Raw genomic sequence first — 17,535 nt, 5'->3', positions numbered from 1 at the left:
AGTGTATTTTTCCTCAAGAGACAATAGTGTTGCGTCCATTCTGTTTTGCCCTGTAAAGACTGTCGTCTGCTCTTTTAATCATATCATTCAGGCAACCGAGATGACTGACGCACAGGCCACCACTGATACTGACAAAAACAGGCTCTCCTTTTTCGGTGGTTGCCATGGCGTTTTTCTGGATTTTTTTTCGTAACTCCTCCAGCAGACACCAGCCCCTGTCTTTGTCTGAACCTTTCAGCAGCAGACAGAACTCTTCCCCACCGAACCTGGCAACAATATCATTTTTACCAACACCCTCAAGAAGAATCTGTGCCACCCTCTGTATCACCCTGTCTCCAACATCATGGCCAAAACTGTCATTGACCTTCTTGAAATAATCAATATCAATCATTGCGCAGCAGAGCTCCTCCCCCTCCTTAACTGTACGGGTATAAAGTTTTTCACCCCGATCGAAAAAGCTGCGCCGATTATACAATCCCGTGAGGAAATCCTTCATGGCCGATTCTTTTAATTTCTCAATCAGTGTCAGGTTCTCTATACAGTTATTTATACGACTGTAAAATTCCTCAACCAGAAAATCCTGCCTTATAAAATCATTGGCACCATTTTTCAGAAACTTTGCGCCTGCGGTCGCATCCTCTCCTTTCCATGTTCCGATAATAGCTAAAGAATCGGCTGAATGGATCTCCCTGATCTTTCTACAGAGACTGCAGCCGTCCATGTCTTCAAATTCTGCCCCGGAAATAACAAGACAGATTTCCGGATAACGAGCGAGTATTTCAAGGGCAGCCCGCCCACTTGAGGCTGTTACAATACGAAACCTGTGAACATAGAGTAGTTCTGATATTGCAGTGCGAAATGAATCGGACTTGTGCACAATTAAAATAAACCTGCTGCTGTTCCTCCGGAGTCTGGCCATCGCCTTAATGACATAATCAAGACTGCTGGGATCATCTTTTAAAATATAGTCTGCAACCTTCTTTTTCCAGACAAATTCACGAACGGTATCGCTCATATTGGCAGTGAAGACAATGGAGGAAATGCCCCTGTCAAGCACCTTGTCAATAACTTCACCATCTGGTGCATCGGGAAGATTGAAATCAAGCAGGGCCATTGAAAAACTGTCGTCGGCCCTATCCAGCAACGTAACCGTTTCTTCCATGGTTTTGGTCCAGAAAACCGGAAGATCAAAATGCTCCTCAATTCTGGATTTGGCCAGACGGCCATACATCGGACTGTCTTCCACCAGTAGTATTCGATCCATATATTCCCTCGATAAGAATTATTATTATATCCATCATACGGCAGGAAAAGCAAAAGAGTCAAACAAACATTTTTTTGCTTACCCATTACCCCGCACTTCTTATCAATTCAGGCAGACAGAAGGTCGCAACAAAAAAGTCGGTACCCCTTTTGAGGCACCGACTTTTTAACATGTAACCCGGTTTTAAATTTTCTATTCCCTTGTCACTCAGCCCCCAAAGAGAGACCAAGATCAAAAGCCTTATTGTTCATTTCAAGAAAATCCTTTGGAACCCTGTCTGCCACTGCTTTCATCAGTGAAGCGGGTTTCAACAGTTCAGTAATACCGATCAGGGCTCCCAGAACACAGATATTAAAAACAATCGGCTTGCCGATTTCCTTCATCACCGTGTCATACATCGGCAACTCTGTCTGCCGTGCATCAATTTTCTTTATGGGTTTGACAAAACGACTGTCTGTAAGCAATGTTCCTCCCGGACGAACAATGGAGGAATAAGTATTATAAGCCTCCTGAGTCAGACAGACCAGGACGTTCGGCTGAACCACTTCCGGAAAATGAATCTCACCCTCTGACAGAATAATATCACTCCGTGTGGCTCCCCCCCTTGCGGCAGCACCGTAACTCTGCGACTGGGTGGCATTTATTCCCTCGTGGATAACCGCAGCCTCAGCGAGGATGATAGCCGCCGTAATAACCCCCTGTCCGCCGGATCCTGAAAAAACAAGTCGGGTTCGCTTCATGACGCTTTCTCCTTCTTCATCGCAAAAGCAATTAATTTATCGTACTCTTCACAATATTCCGGTTTATCCACATCAACAAAAATCCCACGGGGAATCAGCTCCGGGTTTTCCTTCAACGCCTTGGATCCAAGCTTTGCCGTATTGGCTTTATGGATTTCAAGCATGGATGCCGCATCACCTTCCTTGTTTTTCCGGCCATAGTGGGTTGGGCACTGGGAAAGAATTTCAACCACGGAAAATCCCTTGTGCAAAATAGCCTTTTTGAGTATTTCCGTTGATTCTTTGGCATGAAACGCGGTTGAGCGGGCTACAAAGCTTGCTCCCGCTGCGGTTGCCAGTTCAACCACATCAAAATTGTTATCAATGGTTTTATAGGGTGCCGTGGTTGCGTTTACACCGGGGCCGGAAAGGGGAGAAAACTGTCCTCCTGTCATTCCATAAATCCGGTTATTCATCACAATAGCAGTGATGTCTATATTTCGTCTTGCGGCATGGATGAAATGATTGCCACCGATGGCCAGGGCATCACCATCACCCATGGGTACAATAACGTTCAGACGCGGTTGACTCAGCTTGACACCGGTCGCGCAGGCCAGGGCCCTGCCATGCATGGTGTGCAGAGAATGAAAATCAACATACCCTGAAATTCTGGCGGAACAGCCAATTCCGGAAGTCATGACAATATCATTTTTTCCCAGTCCCAGTTCCTCGACCGCCCGGAGCAACGAATTCAGAATCGTTCCGTGGCCACAACCGGGGCACCACATATGAGGGAAAAAACGTTCTCTTAAATAATCCTTAACAGCCATATTATACTCCCCTCCCCTGGATAACCCGAAGAAGTTTCTTGATATCTGAAGGTGTTACAAGGTGCCCGTCAATTCGATTGGCAAGAAATACACGACCCGGTTTTTTAACAGCAGCCTTGACCTGGGCGGTAATCTGTCCCATGTTCATCTCAACCACAAGAACAGCCTTTGCATTAGCACATTTTTCTTTTACCATCTCCACCGGAAACGGCCAGAGAGATTGCAGCTCAAGAACACCTATCTTTTCCCCCTTGGCCCTTCTTTCCCTGGCAAGATGGATTGCGGATCTCGCAGAAGATCCGTACGAAATCATTATATACTCCGCTCCCTCGAGATAATGTTCCTTGTACCTTGTAATGACGTGAATATTGTTATCTATCTTGTCAACAAGATGACGGAGAAGCTCATTCACCACCCGGGGTTATTTGAAGGAAAGCCCCACATGTCATGAAACAGTCCGGTCACATTGTATCGGTGATGGGCCCCAAAGTCGGACATGGGCAGACGACCATCTTCTCTTGGCAGGTAAGGATGGTAGTCAACATCCTTACCCAGGGATGTGCGCAGTCGACTTACGACTTCATGTTCTCCCGTTTCCGGGATAATCAGTTTTTCGCGCATATGACCAACTGCTTCATCAAATAACAGGATAACCGGAGTCCTGTAGGTCTCAGCGAGGTTGAATGCCGTAACTGTAATTTCAAAAACATCCTGATGATTTGATGCTGTCAAGGCAATAATAGCATGGTCTCCGTGGGTTCCCCATCTTGCCTGATTAATATCTCCCTGGCTGACATGGGTGGGATTTCCGGTTGATGGTCCTCCCCGCTGCACATTGGCAATCACACACGGAATCTCGGTCATGCAGGCATAACCTATCGCCTCCTGTTTAAGGGAAAAGCCGGGACCGCTCGTTGCTGTCATGGCTTTTCGTCCGGTAAGCGAAGCACCGATCACAGCACACATCGAGGCTATTTCATCCTCCATCTGGATAAACTTCCCTCCACGCTCCGGCAGCTTTCTTGAAAGTATTTCTGCAATTTCCGTTGAAGGCGTAATAGGATAACCGGCAAAAAAGTCGACCCCCGCATACAGTGCACCCTCAACACAAGCCTCGTTGCCCTGGACGAATCTGATATTATTCTTCATTGTTCTCACCCTGGTCTGTCAGTACCTCGATTGCGAGATCCGGGCACCGTAGTTCACACATTTTACAACAGATACAGTCCTCCGGCCTGACCGCCACCGATTTATCCTCTGCGTCAAGCTCCAGAACCTTCGTCGGGCAAAAGTGAACACATATACCACACCCTTTGCACCAATCCCGGTTTATCACAATTTCCCTGAGTTTCTGCCTGGCCATACCATCCTCTTAAATATTGATTATCTTTAATCAAATATTAAATTTCAGAGTTTCCCGATCTTTCAGGACACCCCATTAAAAACGGCTTGCATTTCCATCATTTTCCCGAAAATACCCATACAGTCAAAAGGCGGAAATATTCTGTACTCTCTATATCAAAGAAATCGTCTGTCAAGCTGTAATTGCAATATTAACTCTTTTTTTAATCTTTTTTTGTCAGGGTGAGTATATGTACAATACAAGCCACGGAAACAGATTACCCTTTTTTAAAAAGCGCTTTTATGATCACTCCTGCCATTTTCGGGTTTTCCTTCAATCGCCGGGTTGAATAACCGAACCATTGCTTTCCGAAAGGTACATAAACACGCATTCGATGCCCTTTATCCAGAATTGACTTTCTCAGTCCTGGTGTAACCCCATAAAGCATCTGGAATTCATATTTATCCCTTGGGACATTGTATTTTTCTATCAGCTTAAAAGCGCCCTCCACCAATGGAATATCGTGGGTGGCTATCGCCGGATACATCTTTTTTTGAAACATCAACTCAACATCGTCCAGGAAATGGCTGTTCACTTCTTCATATTTTTTAAAAGCTATTTCTTCCGGCTCAACGTAAATCCCTTTGCAGACTCTTAAATTCACAGGGAATTCTTCACTGTTCAGGTCTTCCAGGCTTTCAATATCAACACGAGTTCTCCTCAGGTAGGACTGAACAACAAGACCGACATTTCCAGGAAACTCCTGTTTCAACTGCCGGTACATTTCAATCTCCATATCCGTACAGGGGGAATCCTCCATATCGATACGTATAAAATTCCCATAGGAAGCAGCTTTGGCGACAATTTCACGGATATGGGTGAAGGCAACGTCCTTGTCTATCAACAGCCCGAAAAACGTAGGCTTCAGGGAATAATTTCCTTCAACTCCGGCTTTTTCGGCCGCATCAATAACATCCAGGTATTCCTTTTTGTTTTCTTCCGCCTCTTCCAAGGTAGTTATAAATTCGCCAAGAACATCTATAGTCGTCAGTATTCCTTCATCATTGAGTTTTTTTGCATTTACTATCGCTTCCTCAATGGTTTCGCCGGCTATATACTCTTTTGAAAACATCCAGACCAGCTTTTTGGGCATGTACGGAAGAATTCCGGCAATCATTTTGTTAAACATGGCAGCCACCTCGATCTCTACACATTTTTCACTCATCCCTTTCCAGAATATCATTTAATCACTCTGAAACTCAAATAAATCCACTCATCCGGATTTCTTCTCTGTTCAGATTAGGCCGGCTTCTCTTAAGCTGACGACCAGCTCAACAAAATCAGCACAATATTCATTAATAATTCCAACTGTCGGTTTTTCGTTCCGGAAAGGGCGCCTTTAATTGTATTTTTAGATTGTATACAATAACTGCACACAAAACGCAAGCCGCGATGTTGACAATACCCTTGCCGTTTAAAGTAATAAGCCTCAAATCAAATCCAGTGGAGAAGCAACTGTTTTTGTATACAGTAATTAAATACAGTTTTTGTGTTTTTTTCTCCGCGAATGAGTATAATTGTTCTCTCGTCAGTTATTGAGGCAGAACGTGCGGGTACTTAAATCTTCCACTATAGCCTGTATCCTGATGGATGCAGTAGCATCTTCTGTCCCATAGGGTTTCTGTTTTACTGAAATCCCACCGAGAGAAACCTGGTAAGAAGGAAAGGAAATGGAAAAAGAATCACAAAAAATTAATTCTGAAGATGCAGTTTACCAAAAACTTAAAAGTGCTATCAGAAAAAGATATATCAAGCAAGGCAGCCAGTTGGTGGAAATAACCCTGGCACAACAACTTGGAGTCAGCAGAACCCCTGTCAGGAGTGCAATAAAGAGGCTTGAGGCAGAGGGACTGGTTAACAGCATTCCAAACCGGGGAGCCTTTGTTATAACCCCAACACTGAAGGAAATTGAAGAGACATTTTTGGTGAGAGCTCAACTTGAAAAAATGGCAACCAGGCTTACTGCCGAAAAAATCAGTAAAAACCAGGTTCGCGAACTTGAAATTATAATAAAGAGGGAAAAAGAGGTTTTTGATAAAAACAATCTCGATGAATATTTCGCTGTAAACGACATGCTCCACCTCAAAATTGCAGAATTATCTGAAAACAAGGTTCTCCATGCCTACGTCAAGGAGCTGCTGGATCGAACCCGAATTTTTCTTATTCTTTATGATCCTTTTTTTAAACTGGAATACAGCCCCACAACCGAACATCAGATGATAGTAGATGCCCTGAAAAACCGGTCTCCTGAAAAAGCAGCCCAGGCTGTGGAAGCCCATATTAAAAGCTCGATCGAAGGTCTTGAAGCAGCCGGAATTTTACCCGAAGATTATCTGTCGATATAAAAACACAAATGCGGGTCAGAACATGTCTTTTTCAAACCAGCTCAGCCATTATACTGTTTGCCAGGGGCCATCCTTTTTCCGTGAGTCGCAGATATTCCTTATCCACCTCCAATAATTCAAGAGCCAGTAGTTTTTTCAATGTCTCGCCATAATATGACAAGGCCTCAATACCGTACCTTTCCCGCACCACACTCAATGAAACGCCCCGCTTCATCCTGAGTCCCATGATCACGGTTTCACGAAAGGATTTTTCTCTTGAAAGGTTCTCACTCTCTTCAACCACTGTCCTGTTTCGCCGGATTCTTGCAATATACTCCTCCGGGCTGTCAATACGTTTTTCCCTTCTGCCATTGAAATAACTGACACTCCCCGCCCCTGCAGCGAAATAATCCCCATTCAACCAGTAATTTATATTGTGACGACACTCAAAACCGAAACGGGCATAATTTGAAATTTCATACTGGCTGAACTCATTCTCAGCACAGATCTGACCCGTTATCCCATCGATTTTTTCAAGCTCATCTTCATCAGGAAAACTGAATTTGTTTTCTCTTTTGAACCTGGTCATGAGTGTTCCAGGTTCAAACATCAACTCATAGAGTGACAGATGCTGAGGGCCAAGAGATACTGCCTTTTCCAAAGACTTTCTCCATGAGGCTCCCGTCTGACCTGGAAGGCCCGACATAAGGTCAATATTTATGTTGGAAAAACCGCTTTCCACAGCCATCCGAACAGCATTTTCTGCTTCTTTGGCGGTATGTCTTCTACCCGCTTTTACTAATTCCCCATCATCAAATGACTGAACACCCAGGGAAATTCTATTGACACCACATGATGACAGTTCCTCAAGTGATTCCTGATTTACTGTGCCAGGATTCGCCTCAATTGAAACCTCCGCTCCACACTCAAAATTAAAAACTGTTTTGGTATACTGTACTAAATCTACAAGGAGGCCGGATGACAGCACTGTTGGTGTTCCACCTCCAATAAACAAGCTCGTCAGCCTGTTATTCTTTCCCAAGACACCAGCAATTGAAGCAATTTCTTTTTTCAGTGCATCTACATAGTCTTTATAGAGAAGTTCCCTGCCAGGATAAGAATTAAACGAGCAGTAGCTGCATTTGGAAACACAGAAGGGAATATGTAGATAAAGATAAATCACTGATCCAGAAATTGACCCGCAATCGACAGACACTCTTTTTTCAATGAGTCCATGTATCCATTGTCTGCAAAGCTGTAATATCCATCACCCACTATGATATGATCGAGCAGGCGGATCTGCATATAGTGACAGACCAGTAACAGGGTTTTAGTGAGACGAAAGTCCTGTTCGGAAGGTTCGAGTGAACCTGATGGATGATTGTGTGAAACAACCAGTGCCGCCGCGTGAAAAGAGAGAGCCCTTGCTATAACCTCCCTGGGATAAATGGTATTGACATTGATAGTGCCTTCAGCAATGATTTCCGAGTCAATAACTGCATGGGAGGAGTCAAGGTAAACGACCGAAAAAACCTCTTTTTTCAGCCCACGCATTAAATGAACAAGATAATCTGCAACTTCCTTGGAATTTTGAATATAGCGCTTTCCGACGATTCGCTCTTTCAGATAGTGACTGGCAACACCATGGACAAAATGAAGGGCAAAACTGTTTTTGGGGCCCACCCCCTTAACATCCATCAAGGCCGCGGTTGGAGCTTCAAGAACCCTGGAGAAGGAACCGAATTTCTCCAAAAGTGCCCTGGCCTGTTCTTTACAATCTCTCCTGGGTGTTCCAAACGACAGGAGCAGTTCAATTATTTCTGCATCCGTAAAACCCTCTAACCCTTTGTCAAGGAAACGATCCCGTAAGCGACCACGATGTCCACAGCCCTTTTTTTGCCAGTTTTCTTTATCCACAACAAACAAAAGCTTACTGAAATTACAGTTTAATTGTTTTCCTGATTACTTGCGCAGTCGGCCTGATAAAACAAACCTTCAAGCTAGCTGATTTTCATGGGGGAGCAAATTATTTTTGCAGCTCCTCCACAAAAAGTTTATTAGCCATCTGGGGATTCGCCTTACCTTTTGTCTTTTTCATGAGCTGGCCTACGAAAAATCCCATCAGTTTTGTTTTCCCCTGTCTGAAATCTTCTGCCTGCTCGGGATGAGCAGCGATAATTTCCTCAACCAATGCTTTTAATTCTCCCTCATCTGATACCTGAAGAAGATTTTTTTCTTTTACAATAACATGTGGATCTTTTCCCGTTTCCATCATATCCAGAAAAACAGTTTTAGCAATTTTGCCGCTTATCACTCCCTTTTCAACCATAGTGATCAAGGAACCAAGATATTCTGGCGTAACCTTGCACTCGGTGACAGACAGCCCCTTTAATTCCCTGAGCAGTTCCGTCATAATCCAATTGGAAGTTTTTTTGGGCCCAGCTCCATTGAGAACCGCTTTTTCAAAAAACTCCGACAGATCTCTGTCTCCGGTCAGAATATCAGCGTCATATTCCGGAAGACCATACTCTTGGATGAACCTTGATCTTTTCTGGTCCGGCAACTCCGGCAAAGACATACGAATTTCGTCAATCCACTCCTCATCAATTTGTACAGGAATAAGATCAGGACATGGGAAATAGCGGTAGTCATGGGCATCTTCTTTTCCTCGCATGGATTCCGTACAGTTTTTGTCAGGATTCCACAGGAGTGTTTCCTGGATAACCTGCTCTCCATCGAGAAGAATATCCCTCTGTCTTCTGACCTCAAACTCAAGGGCACTTTGTACATTTCTAAAGGAATTCATGTTCTTGAGTTCCGTACGTGTCCCCATCTCCTCCTGCCCCACCGGCCTGAGTGAAATATTCGCATCACACCGAAAACTGCCTTCCTGCATATTTCCATCGCAGATATCCAGATACCTCAGGATAAGATGTATTTTTTTGAGGTATGCATATGCTTCCGCAGGCGATCGCATTTCGGGTTCAGAAACTATTTCCAGAAGCGGCGTTCCCGTCCGGTTCAAGTCCACGTGTGAAACTGGATCCAGACTGTCGTGAACAAGTTTTCCCGCATCTTCTTCCATGTGCATCCGTGTAATTCCAATGGTTTTGACCTTCCCGTCCACTTCAATATCCACAGAGCCGGGTCCGATAATCGGTAAATCGAACTGGGATGTCTGGTACCCTTTCGGCAAATCAGGATAGAAATAATTTTTCCTGGCAAAGACATTGTATCTATTAATGACCGACCCTGTGGCAAGACCCATTTTTATTGCAAATTCTACCACTTTCTTATTTAGAACCGGTAGAACACCAGGCATTCCAAGACAAACAGGACAAGTATGACTGTTTGGAGACGCCCCAAATTCCGTAGAACATCCACAGAAAATTTTTGACTTTGTTTTCAGCTGGGCATGTATTTCAAGTCCAATTACGGTTTCAAACTTCATAATTTTTTATACCCCGATTTTCTCAATGCATTTTTAAATTTTCTTTACAAGGCCTTAACACGCCTTTCTCATAAGTTCGAAGATGGGACTATTGTATGGATATGTTGCATAAATTAAAATTTTGGTGGTTCAAATAAAATCAAAATGAACATTTTTTCGCGCAACCCCTGTTAATTGGAATTTCAGGCCGTGGATCAGTCCAATAAACAAGGGACATCTCCAAAAAGATCAGGTTACATGGTTAATCAAGTTTAATTTTGGAAGGATTCTACAGAACCATTAATCCAACTCCCGATTTTCAGCAATTCTTCCCGCCAGTCCTGGGAAATTCTGACTTCAAGAAAAAGAAGAAACAATTCATTTACAAGGCGAATAAGTTCCTCAAAAAGAAAAATCCGCTCCAGGATCATCCCTTCAACTTCTTCACTGTTATTCTCCCCCGTCCTTCAGTTATCTCTGTTTTGGGCAATCTCACATTTCTGAATTCCATCAAACCAGCTGCAAGAGTAAAACTGAATTCATAATCATCTTTTGTCAGAACAATTCGCGCCTGCTCGAGTTTTTTACCCATCTTCAGGCCGGTCCGCGCTTCCTGTAACTCGGCCTGGAGCCCAGAGCAGATTATTTTTTCAGTTGTTTCTCCCTCTCCAAACTCCAGCAACATATGCTTTTCAAAAACAACTGCAATATCACCTGATTCCGGAAGAAGAACGGTACCACCCCTCTCTTCACTTTTCCACCAGAGCCAGGTTAAAAACTCCTGCCCGAGAAACCTTTTTTCCGCTATAAGATCTACTAAATCCATTATTTAACCCGAAAAAGACTGCTGTTTTCCCAGAAATGCAGTCTGTAGATTTTTAAATACTGCTAAATTGCCAATTATTAATTTATTTGATTTTGAAATATCACTTTAAATATTGTGTATAAAACACTACGGTATCGTAACTGGCCAAAGAATTTGTAACTCTGTGTTTTCATTTACCTTACCCATGTAAAAACATGAGGAGTGAGATCGGCAAGACGAAGCTGTTGCTCCTCAGTCAGCAGGTGTTTCGCTACCGTATAAGGGATCTGCTGCCGCAGAAAAACCCCGAAACACTCTTTAAAAAAATCCTCAAGTACAGCATGGATTTTCTTATTCGTAGAGAAAAACAGGAGTGAAGATTCCGAAAGATTCCAGCAGACATCGAAGGTTGAGGGAACAGGTATGGCCTTTCTCACAAGTTCAACCCGCACTCTTTCCTTAATCTCTACTTTCATGCTCCTGCTTAGCTTTGGCAATTGTCGTTCCGCCATTACCCGCTGCTCTTCTTTCTGGACAATCTTTTTGAGTATTGCCGAAGAAACCTTGCGCTCATCTATACGTAATGTCAGCACGATATAATCCCCCGCTGAATACGATGCATATGCAAAAGAGGAATCAAACATGTTAACAAGTGAAACCCAACCGATTGAATATTCATCAAAAGTGTCATCAATATCCTGGAACGAAAAAGCCAAGATTCTTTCAGAAATATATTCAAGCGGATTTTCCGGCAGGTCACCTTCAAGGGTAAATTTTACAAATGTTGCAGTTCCTTTTAATAATCCCATCGGTATATTTTTATTATTTCCTGGTATTTTATGAAATTTAGCCTGAACCTGTTTGAGAAGAAGTAATCAAGCTTGATAATTAATCTGATATATTATTGTTTTTTTTATAGCAATTGAAAAGGTTTTTCTTTGTAAACCCATGAGAATGATTTTCTCTTTGAAAACATTTCCTTTTTCAAATACAACCCTTAATTGCATATTTTTTGAATAAATGATAAAAATAATTAACAAGTCAAAATTCATGTTGACACAATGAATTTGAATTTGTATATAGCCATCACTCTTGGGGGTCGTTAACTCAGTTGGTAGAGTATCTGACTTTTAATCAGAGAGTCGCGCGTTCGAGCCGCGCACGACCCACCAGGAAATAATGTCCCCATCGTCTAGTCAGGTCCAGGACATCGGCCTTTCACGCCGACAACACCGGTTCAAATCCGGTTGGGGACGCCAAAAATTACAAGGCACTTAACCGTTAAAAAGTTAAGTGCCTTTTTTTCGTCTGGCACATATCAGAATTCAACCGCCTTCAATTTCCGTCAAACCTGCAAAGCTTTACTCCACATGACGCAAAACCAACAAAGAAATGAAGTCCGGTAGTGTGTAAAACCGATCTAACGCCCAGGATATCTGGATAAAAAATTCGCGTTTCTACCTTTCTCAACTTGGAGAAATCACAATTCCTGTGTCAGTTCTTTTAGGACAAAACACGTCGTCTGTATTGCTTCTAAGTCTTTTCGAGATGAAGGTGAAAGACTTTCCCGCTTTTCTATAGAAACAGAAAGCTCCGTTATAGTTTGAATATAATTCCCGATATTATGGATCTTTTTTTCTCTTGCATCAATACTCGACGTATAAAAATCTTCCATTCGATTCAATTTTGCAAAAACATCCAACTTTGCTATAAGTTCATCTTCAACAAATGGTTTTGTAATATAATCGTCTGCCCCATACTCATAGGCCTTTAAACGATCACCGATCATAGACAATCCGGAAACCATAATTATTTTGGTCCTGTTAAGATTTGGTTTCAATCTCAATTTCTTACACACCTCAAAACCATCTATACCAGGCATCATAATATCCAGCAGCACAATATCAGGAGATATTTTATCTGCAATAACAAGAGCTTCTTCACCAGATGCAGCTATTTCCATTTCATATTTTGGATAGAAGGAAAGTATTTCCTTCATTATCTGGATATTCTGATTTTCATCATCTACAAACAAGATTCTCGTCATTCACTCACCAATAATTATCGTTAAAAATGATATCTTTTCCAAAATCACTTGAGCCGGAAATCTAACAATATAAAAACTTTTGAAAACGTGTAACTTCTACCCTTTATAGAGGTAAGGGGAATATACCCTTTTAAATATCATTCAATAACCTTCTAGAGGCAGTTTCGTACGCATAAACCTCAACAGGAGTTTTTTCCCTTAAAGCATGGTTTTTAAAGGAAAAAAGCTAAAACACAATCAGGGTATTTTTAATCAAAAACCGATACCACTTATATCATCTAAATCTGCACGGCTAAACGTATTCCAATGCCTTTGTTTTTCATCTTGTGAAGGATAGTCAACAATATAATGCAAACCCCTGGATTCCTTACGCTTCAATGCTGCTCTAATAATTAGAGATGCTACAACAGAAAGGTTGTAAAGCTCCATAATTGCAGATGTTTTTTTGTATTTCCTTACAATTTTTCCTATCTCGATACGCAAAGTCCTCATTTGTTTTTCAGCCATCTTCAATCGAGATTCTTTCCTCGAAATACCTACGTAATTCCACATTACTCTTCTGATTATATCCCAATTGTGATTAACTATTATTTCTTCTTCCAGATTTATCTCATCAGTTTTTACAACCTTTGGTTCCGGTGAAAACTGCCCAGGGGCTATCAAGGGCCACCGGTTTTTATTATAGACGAAAGCTTTCTCCGCATAAACCAGCGCTTCGAGGAGTGAGTTACTTGCCAGACGGTTTCCGCCATGCAACCCAGTACACGCTGATTCACCTATAGAAAAAAGATTTTCCACACTGGACTCGCCAACTTCATTAGTTAATATTCCACCACATAAATAATGGGCAGCCGGTACAACAGGAATAGGTTTAGATGTTATATCAATTCCCAGAGACATACATTTTCCATATATAGCTGGAAATCTATTTTTTATAAAAGAAGCTTTTCGGCTGGAAATATCAAGGTATACACAATCTACCCCTGTTTTCTTCATTTCCTCATCAATTGCCCTTGCAACTTTATCCCTGGTTGCAAGTTCTTTCCGAACTGGTTCATATTTTTCAATAAACCTTTCTCCTTTTTTATTGACAAGAACAGCTCCTTCTCCTCGAACAGCTTCAGAAATTAGGAAATTTTTAGCATTGAGATGATAAAGGCAGGTTGGATGAAACTGAACAAATTCCATATTAGCGACAGTTGCGCCGGCCCTGAAAGCCAGGGCTATACCATCTCCTGTTGCAATATCAGGGTTACTTGTATAGAGGTAGACTTTCCCAGCACCACCTGTACATAAGAGAACAACCTTTGACATAAAAGCTTCAATATTCCCTTCCTCATTCAGAACAAAAGCTCCAACGCATTTAATTTTTTTCTCACCATACAGATTTATCCTCTCCTCTGTTATGAGTTCAATACACGTATGATTCTCAAGAACTCTAATATTTTTCTTTTTTTGAACCTTGTCTATAAGTGCCCTTTCAATCTCTCTACCCGTAAGATCGAAAGCATGGGCAACTCTCCGTTGGGAATGCCCCCCTTCCTTCCCAAGACTTAAACTTCCATCACTGTTTTTTACAAAATCAACACCTAAACAGATGAGTTCATGTATTCTTTCCGGCCCATCCTTAATCACCATCCTTACAATCTTTTCATCACACAACCCTGCCCCCGAATCAAGAGTATCTTTAATATGGTTTTCAAAATCATCACTTTTATCTAACACCGCTGCAATGCCACCCTGGGCTAAATTTGTTGCAGAATCCACCTGTTTTTTTTTAGTTACGATCGTCACCGACCCAAGGCTTGCAGCTTTCAAGGCAAATGACAAACCTGCAATCCCGCTCCCTATCACCAAAAAATCCGATTCCATAAAAAACTCCCTTCTGTTTCACGTGAAACACAAACCTTCCCATTATTAAAAATCAATTCGGGAATTATTAATTGATATATTAACAGTTATCGAAACTCAACTGTTTCACGTGAAACAGTTGAGTTTTTTAAGGCATAATTTTCAAAGCAATTTCTATTTTGTTCGATAATTAAGGTAAAAGCTAAATGTTTTTTGCATTTTCGGAAGATAATGGGTATTTTACGACAAAATCAAAATAAAAACCTGGATGATATGAAAAATAACAAAATAATTGCTGTTGCTAACCAGAAAGGGGGTGTGGGCAAAACCACAACCGCAATCAATCTTTCAGCTGCTCTTGCCCAAAAAGGGAAGAAAGTTTTACTTATCGACTCAGACCCACAAGGAAACAGTTCCAGTGGAGTAGGGGTGTCTGTAGATAAATCCTTACCTAATCTTTATCATGCATACTCAGAATCATGTAATGTCTATAATACAATAAGTTCAACTTCAACAAAGAAATTATCAATCATTCCTTCAAACATTGACCTTGTTGCTGTTGAAATTGAACTCATTGAACTTCCTGAAAGGGAATATAGACTAAAAAGGATTTTAAAAACAATTCAACCGGGTTTTGACTTCCTTATTATTGACTGTCCTCCTTCCTTGGGCTTACTCACTATAAACGCACTTACTTCGGCCGATTCTGTTCTTATTCCCATGCAATGTGAATATTTTGCCATGGAAGGTCTTGCTCAACTCGTAAACACAATACGATCAGTAAAAAAGAACTTTAACAAGGATCTTTTTATCGAAGGTCTATTGCTAACCATGTTCGACAAAAGAAACAACCTTACCCACCAGGTCGCAGGTGAAATAAAAAAGTATTTTAAAGATCAGCTTTTCAAAACGACTATTCCAAGAAATGTCCGCCTGAGTGAAAGCCCGAGTCACGGTAAAACTATTTTCGATTACGATTCTAAATCTACAGGCGCAAAATCATATATGCAACTGACAACAGAATTTTTAAAAAGACAAAGGACTTTTAAATGATCCAGAAAAAAGGGTTAGGGCAGGGCGTTGGTCTTCTCTTTGGTGAAGAGGAAGAAAAGTTTTTTGAGTGTGATATCGACCTTATTTATCCCAACAAGCTTCAACCACGCACTCACTTTAAAGAAGATGATCTTAACGAACTCGCTCACTCAATCAAAGAAAATGGTATTATTCAACCGTTGATTGTTACCCACGGAAATTCAGCAGGTAAATATGAACTCATTGCTGGTGAGAGAAGATTAAGAGCTTCAAAACTCGCAGGTCTTTCCAAAGTACCCGTTGTCCTTATGGACGTTACAGGTGAGGATGCTCTCCTTGAGCTGGCTCTTATAGAAAATATTCAAAGAACAGATCTCAATCCTATTGAAGAAGCCCTTGCGTATAAAAGTTTAATAGATAAATTTTCTTACACCCAGGACGAAACAGCAAAAAAAGTTGGTAAAAAAAGATCAACCATAGCTAACATGCTAAGATTATTAAAACTTCCAGACTATATTCAACAGGATATTATATCTGGAATCCTCAGCGAAGGCCATGGTAGAGCTCTAATTCGGCTTCTGGATGATCCAATAAAACTCAAAGAAACTCGGGATACTGTAATCAGGAAAAATCTTTCCGTCAGACAGACAGAAGCATTTGCCAGGAAATTTGCAAATTCATCTGCTCCGCTTAAAAATACTAAATCAAATCAGGAACAAGAGGGACTGCCTGCATCCTATAAAAAATCACTGGTTAACCAATTAACAAACAGGTTAAACTCAAAAGTAGTTATCAGTGAGAACGGAACCAGGGGTAAAATAGAAATAGAATACTATTCTCTTGATGACCTGGACAGACTTTTTGTTTTGCTTTTAAATGATAACTAACACCCCATAAGGGGTTTTAAGTGCCATGGAAATAAACCTAACCATTTAATTTCAAAAAACCTTCCCTGGTTTCTTGTTTTTTATAACAGGAATTCAGGAGTAAGGCACTAATCACGTTTTTCTAAAAATGAAAAAAATTCATACCATTCAAATTCATTTTTTTATCGCTACATTTTTTTGTTGTCTTCTTTTCTCTCCAATATCAGCTTTTGCAGAAATGATGAGTGTCAAAGGAGATAAAGTGAACCTGAGAACAGGGCCTGGTATAAAATATAAGGTGAAGTGGGAATACGGAAGTGGTTTTCCTCTGTTAATACTTAAAAAAAAAGGGAAATGGGCCCAAGTTAAAGATTTCGAAGGTGATACCGGGTGGGTTTATAGAAAGCTGTTGGTTGACAAACCAATGATGATCGTCAAGGTAAATAAAAACAGAAAAAACAAGATCAACATCAGAAACAGGCCAGGGACAGATAGTAAGATTATTGGAAAAGCCTACTATGGCGTGGTTTTTGCTACGGTTCAGCAGAAATCAGGATGGGTGGAGGTCAGACACGAGTCAGGACTACAAGGCTGGATCAAAAGAAGTCTTCTCTGGGGTTATTGAGCTTTTCCTTTAAATTTAAATTATTGTATTATTTAATGACTTATGTTTTGCCGTTAATATGCTAAAATTTTAATAAAAAAGGTCATGGTATTTATCTTTAATACCATGACCTTTTCAATGGCGGAGAGGGAGGGATTCGAACCCTCGGTGGAGTCTAACCCCCACACTCGCTTAGCAGGCGAGCACCATCGGCCTCTCGGTCACCTCTCCATAGTATTATAAAATTTGTGGCGGAGGAAGTAGGATTCGAACCCACGGTACTTTCGTACAACGGTTTTCAAGACCGCCGCCTTAAACCACTCGGCCATTCCTCCGAAGTGCCTTTCTTACCATTTGAAAG

17 protein-coding genes, 4 tRNA genes and 1 pseudogene are annotated in these 17,535 nt (G+C 41.4%); 6 read left to right on the top strand and 16 right to left on the bottom strand.

The window, feature by feature from the left end; all coding sequences use genetic code 11:
• Positions 1-13 precede the first annotated feature (13 nt).
• The 6 genes and pseudogenes from LO777_RS17240 to LO777_RS17215 all read right to left on the bottom strand — a co-directional run bounded on the left by LO777_RS17240 (position 14) and on the right by LO777_RS17215 (position 5,398).
• The gene (locus LO777_RS17240; protein WP_228855076.1) at positions 14-1,264 is read right to left on the bottom strand and encodes a diguanylate cyclase; all 1,251 of its coding nucleotides are present in this window, start codon (positions 1,262-1,264) and stop codon (positions 14-16) included.
• A 203-nt stretch (positions 1,265-1,467) separates the two neighbouring features.
• On the bottom strand, positions 1,468-2,004 hold the full coding sequence (locus tag LO777_RS17235; protein ID WP_228855075.1) for a 2-oxoacid:acceptor oxidoreductase family protein: 537 nt from the start codon (positions 2,002-2,004) through the stop codon (positions 1,468-1,470).
• Positions 2,001-2,813 (bottom strand): 2-oxoacid:ferredoxin oxidoreductase subunit beta, encoded by an 813-nt coding sequence (locus LO777_RS17230; protein WP_228855074.1) that lies wholly within the window; start codon positions 2,811-2,813, stop codon positions 2,001-2,003. Before LO777_RS17230 ends, LO777_RS17235 begins: the two co-directional genes overlap by 4 nt.
• A 1-nt stretch (position 2,814) precedes the next feature.
• Positions 2,815-3,962 (bottom strand): annotated as a pseudogene (locus LO777_RS21265) (2-oxoacid:acceptor oxidoreductase subunit alpha).
• Positions 3,952-4,176, bottom strand: a complete 225-nt coding sequence (locus tag LO777_RS17220) for a 4Fe-4S dicluster domain-containing protein (protein ID WP_228855073.1) — start codon at positions 4,174-4,176, stop codon at positions 3,952-3,954. Before LO777_RS17220 ends, LO777_RS21265 begins: the two are co-directional and overlap by 11 nt.
• Before the next feature lie 256 nt (positions 4,177-4,432).
• Positions 4,433-5,398 carry a proline dehydrogenase family protein gene (locus tag LO777_RS17215; RefSeq protein ID WP_228855072.1) on the bottom strand — a complete coding sequence of 322 codons (966 nt, stop codon included), beginning with the start codon at positions 5,396-5,398 and terminating at the stop codon, positions 4,433-4,435.
• A 487-nt stretch (positions 5,399-5,885) separates the two neighbouring features.
• Between LO777_RS17215 and LO777_RS17210 the strand changes: the two genes are divergently transcribed.
• Complete coding sequence (locus LO777_RS17210) at positions 5,886-6,560, top strand: GntR family transcriptional regulator (RefSeq protein WP_228855071.1); 675 nt, start codon at positions 5,886-5,888, stop codon at positions 6,558-6,560.
• A 31-nt stretch (positions 6,561-6,591) separates the two neighbouring features.
• On the opposite strand, the gene hemW is transcribed toward LO777_RS17210, so the two are convergent.
• The 6 genes from hemW to rdgC form a co-directional block, all read right to left on the bottom strand.
• On the bottom strand, positions 6,592-7,722 hold the full coding sequence (hemW, locus tag LO777_RS17205) for a radical SAM family heme chaperone HemW (protein WP_228855070.1): 1,131 nt from the start codon (positions 7,720-7,722) through the stop codon (positions 6,592-6,594).
• Positions 7,719-8,456: a RadC family protein gene (gene radC / locus LO777_RS17200; protein WP_228857409.1), complete on the bottom strand. Its 738-nt coding sequence runs from the start codon at positions 8,454-8,456 to the stop codon at positions 7,719-7,721. The genes hemW and radC overlap by 4 nt, the downstream gene beginning before the upstream one ends.
• Before the next feature lie 109 nt (positions 8,457-8,565).
• Complete coding sequence (gene gatB, locus LO777_RS17195) at positions 8,566-9,990, bottom strand: Asp-tRNA(Asn)/Glu-tRNA(Gln) amidotransferase subunit GatB (protein WP_228855069.1); 1,425 nt, start codon at positions 9,988-9,990, stop codon at positions 8,566-8,568.
• 251 nt (positions 9,991-10,241) lie between these two features.
• Positions 10,242-10,400 carry a hypothetical protein gene (locus tag LO777_RS17190; RefSeq protein WP_228855068.1) on the bottom strand — a complete coding sequence of 53 codons (159 nt, stop codon included), beginning with the start codon at positions 10,398-10,400 and terminating at the stop codon, positions 10,242-10,244.
• Positions 10,397-10,795, bottom strand: coding sequence for a hypothetical protein (locus tag LO777_RS17185; protein ID WP_228855067.1), 399 nt, complete (start codon positions 10,793-10,795; stop codon positions 10,397-10,399). Before LO777_RS17185 ends, LO777_RS17190 begins: the two co-directional genes overlap by 4 nt.
• A gap of 173 nt (positions 10,796-10,968) precedes the next feature.
• On the bottom strand, positions 10,969-11,583 hold the full coding sequence (rdgC, locus tag LO777_RS17180) for a recombination-associated protein RdgC (RefSeq protein ID WP_228855066.1): 615 nt from the start codon (positions 11,581-11,583) through the stop codon (positions 10,969-10,971).
• 287 nt (positions 11,584-11,870) lie between these two features.
• Between rdgC and LO777_RS17175 the strand changes: the two genes are divergently transcribed.
• Both LO777_RS17175 and LO777_RS17170 read left to right on the top strand, forming a co-directional pair.
• A tRNA-Lys gene (locus LO777_RS17175) sits at positions 11,871-11,946 on the top strand.
• 9 nt (positions 11,947-11,955) lie between these two features.
• Positions 11,956-12,033 (top strand) — tRNA-Glu (locus tag LO777_RS17170).
• Positions 12,034-12,254: 221 nt separating this feature from the next.
• On the opposite strand, the gene LO777_RS17165 is transcribed toward LO777_RS17170, so the two are convergent.
• Both LO777_RS17165 and nadB read right to left on the bottom strand, forming a co-directional pair.
• The gene (locus LO777_RS17165; protein WP_228855065.1) at positions 12,255-12,821 is read right to left on the bottom strand and encodes a response regulator; all 567 of its coding nucleotides are present in this window, start codon (positions 12,819-12,821) and stop codon (positions 12,255-12,257) included.
• A 252-nt stretch (positions 12,822-13,073) separates the two neighbouring features.
• Positions 13,074-14,693: an L-aspartate oxidase gene (gene nadB / locus LO777_RS17160; protein ID WP_228855064.1), complete on the bottom strand. Its 1,620-nt coding sequence runs from the start codon at positions 14,691-14,693 to the stop codon at positions 13,074-13,076.
• Between the two features lie 210 nt (positions 14,694-14,903).
• Here nadB and LO777_RS17155 point away from each other — a divergent pair, with 210 nt between their 5' ends.
• The 3 genes from LO777_RS17155 to LO777_RS17145 all read left to right on the top strand — a co-directional run bounded on the left by LO777_RS17155 (position 14,904) and on the right by LO777_RS17145 (position 17,195).
• A complete protein-coding gene (locus tag LO777_RS17155; protein ID WP_329955611.1) occupies positions 14,904-15,725 on the top strand; it encodes a ParA family protein in 822 nt (273 codons plus the stop codon).
• Complete coding sequence (locus tag LO777_RS17150; RefSeq protein ID WP_228855063.1) at positions 15,722-16,591, top strand: ParB/RepB/Spo0J family partition protein; 870 nt, start codon at positions 15,722-15,724, stop codon at positions 16,589-16,591. The genes LO777_RS17155 and LO777_RS17150 overlap by 4 nt, the downstream gene beginning before the upstream one ends.
• A 241-nt stretch (positions 16,592-16,832) precedes the next feature.
• A complete protein-coding gene (locus LO777_RS17145; RefSeq protein ID WP_228855062.1) occupies positions 16,833-17,195 on the top strand; it encodes an SH3 domain-containing protein in 363 nt (120 codons plus the stop codon).
• Positions 17,196-17,313: 118 nt separating this feature from the next.
• On the opposite strand, the gene LO777_RS17140 is transcribed toward LO777_RS17145, so the two are convergent.
• Both LO777_RS17140 and LO777_RS17135 read right to left on the bottom strand, forming a co-directional pair.
• A tRNA-Ser gene (locus LO777_RS17140) sits at positions 17,314-17,405 on the bottom strand.
• Between the two features lie 18 nt (positions 17,406-17,423).
• Positions 17,424-17,509 (bottom strand) — tRNA-Ser (locus LO777_RS17135).
• Positions 17,510-17,535: the final 26 nt, after the last annotated feature.

The sequence above is a fragment of the Desulfomarina profundi genome (genome assembly GCF_019703855.1).
Taxonomy (GTDB): Bacteria; Desulfobacterota; Desulfobulbia; order Desulfobulbales; family Desulfocapsaceae; genus Desulfomarina; species Desulfomarina profundi.
This window is presented reverse-complemented; position numbering and strand designations above follow the sequence as displayed.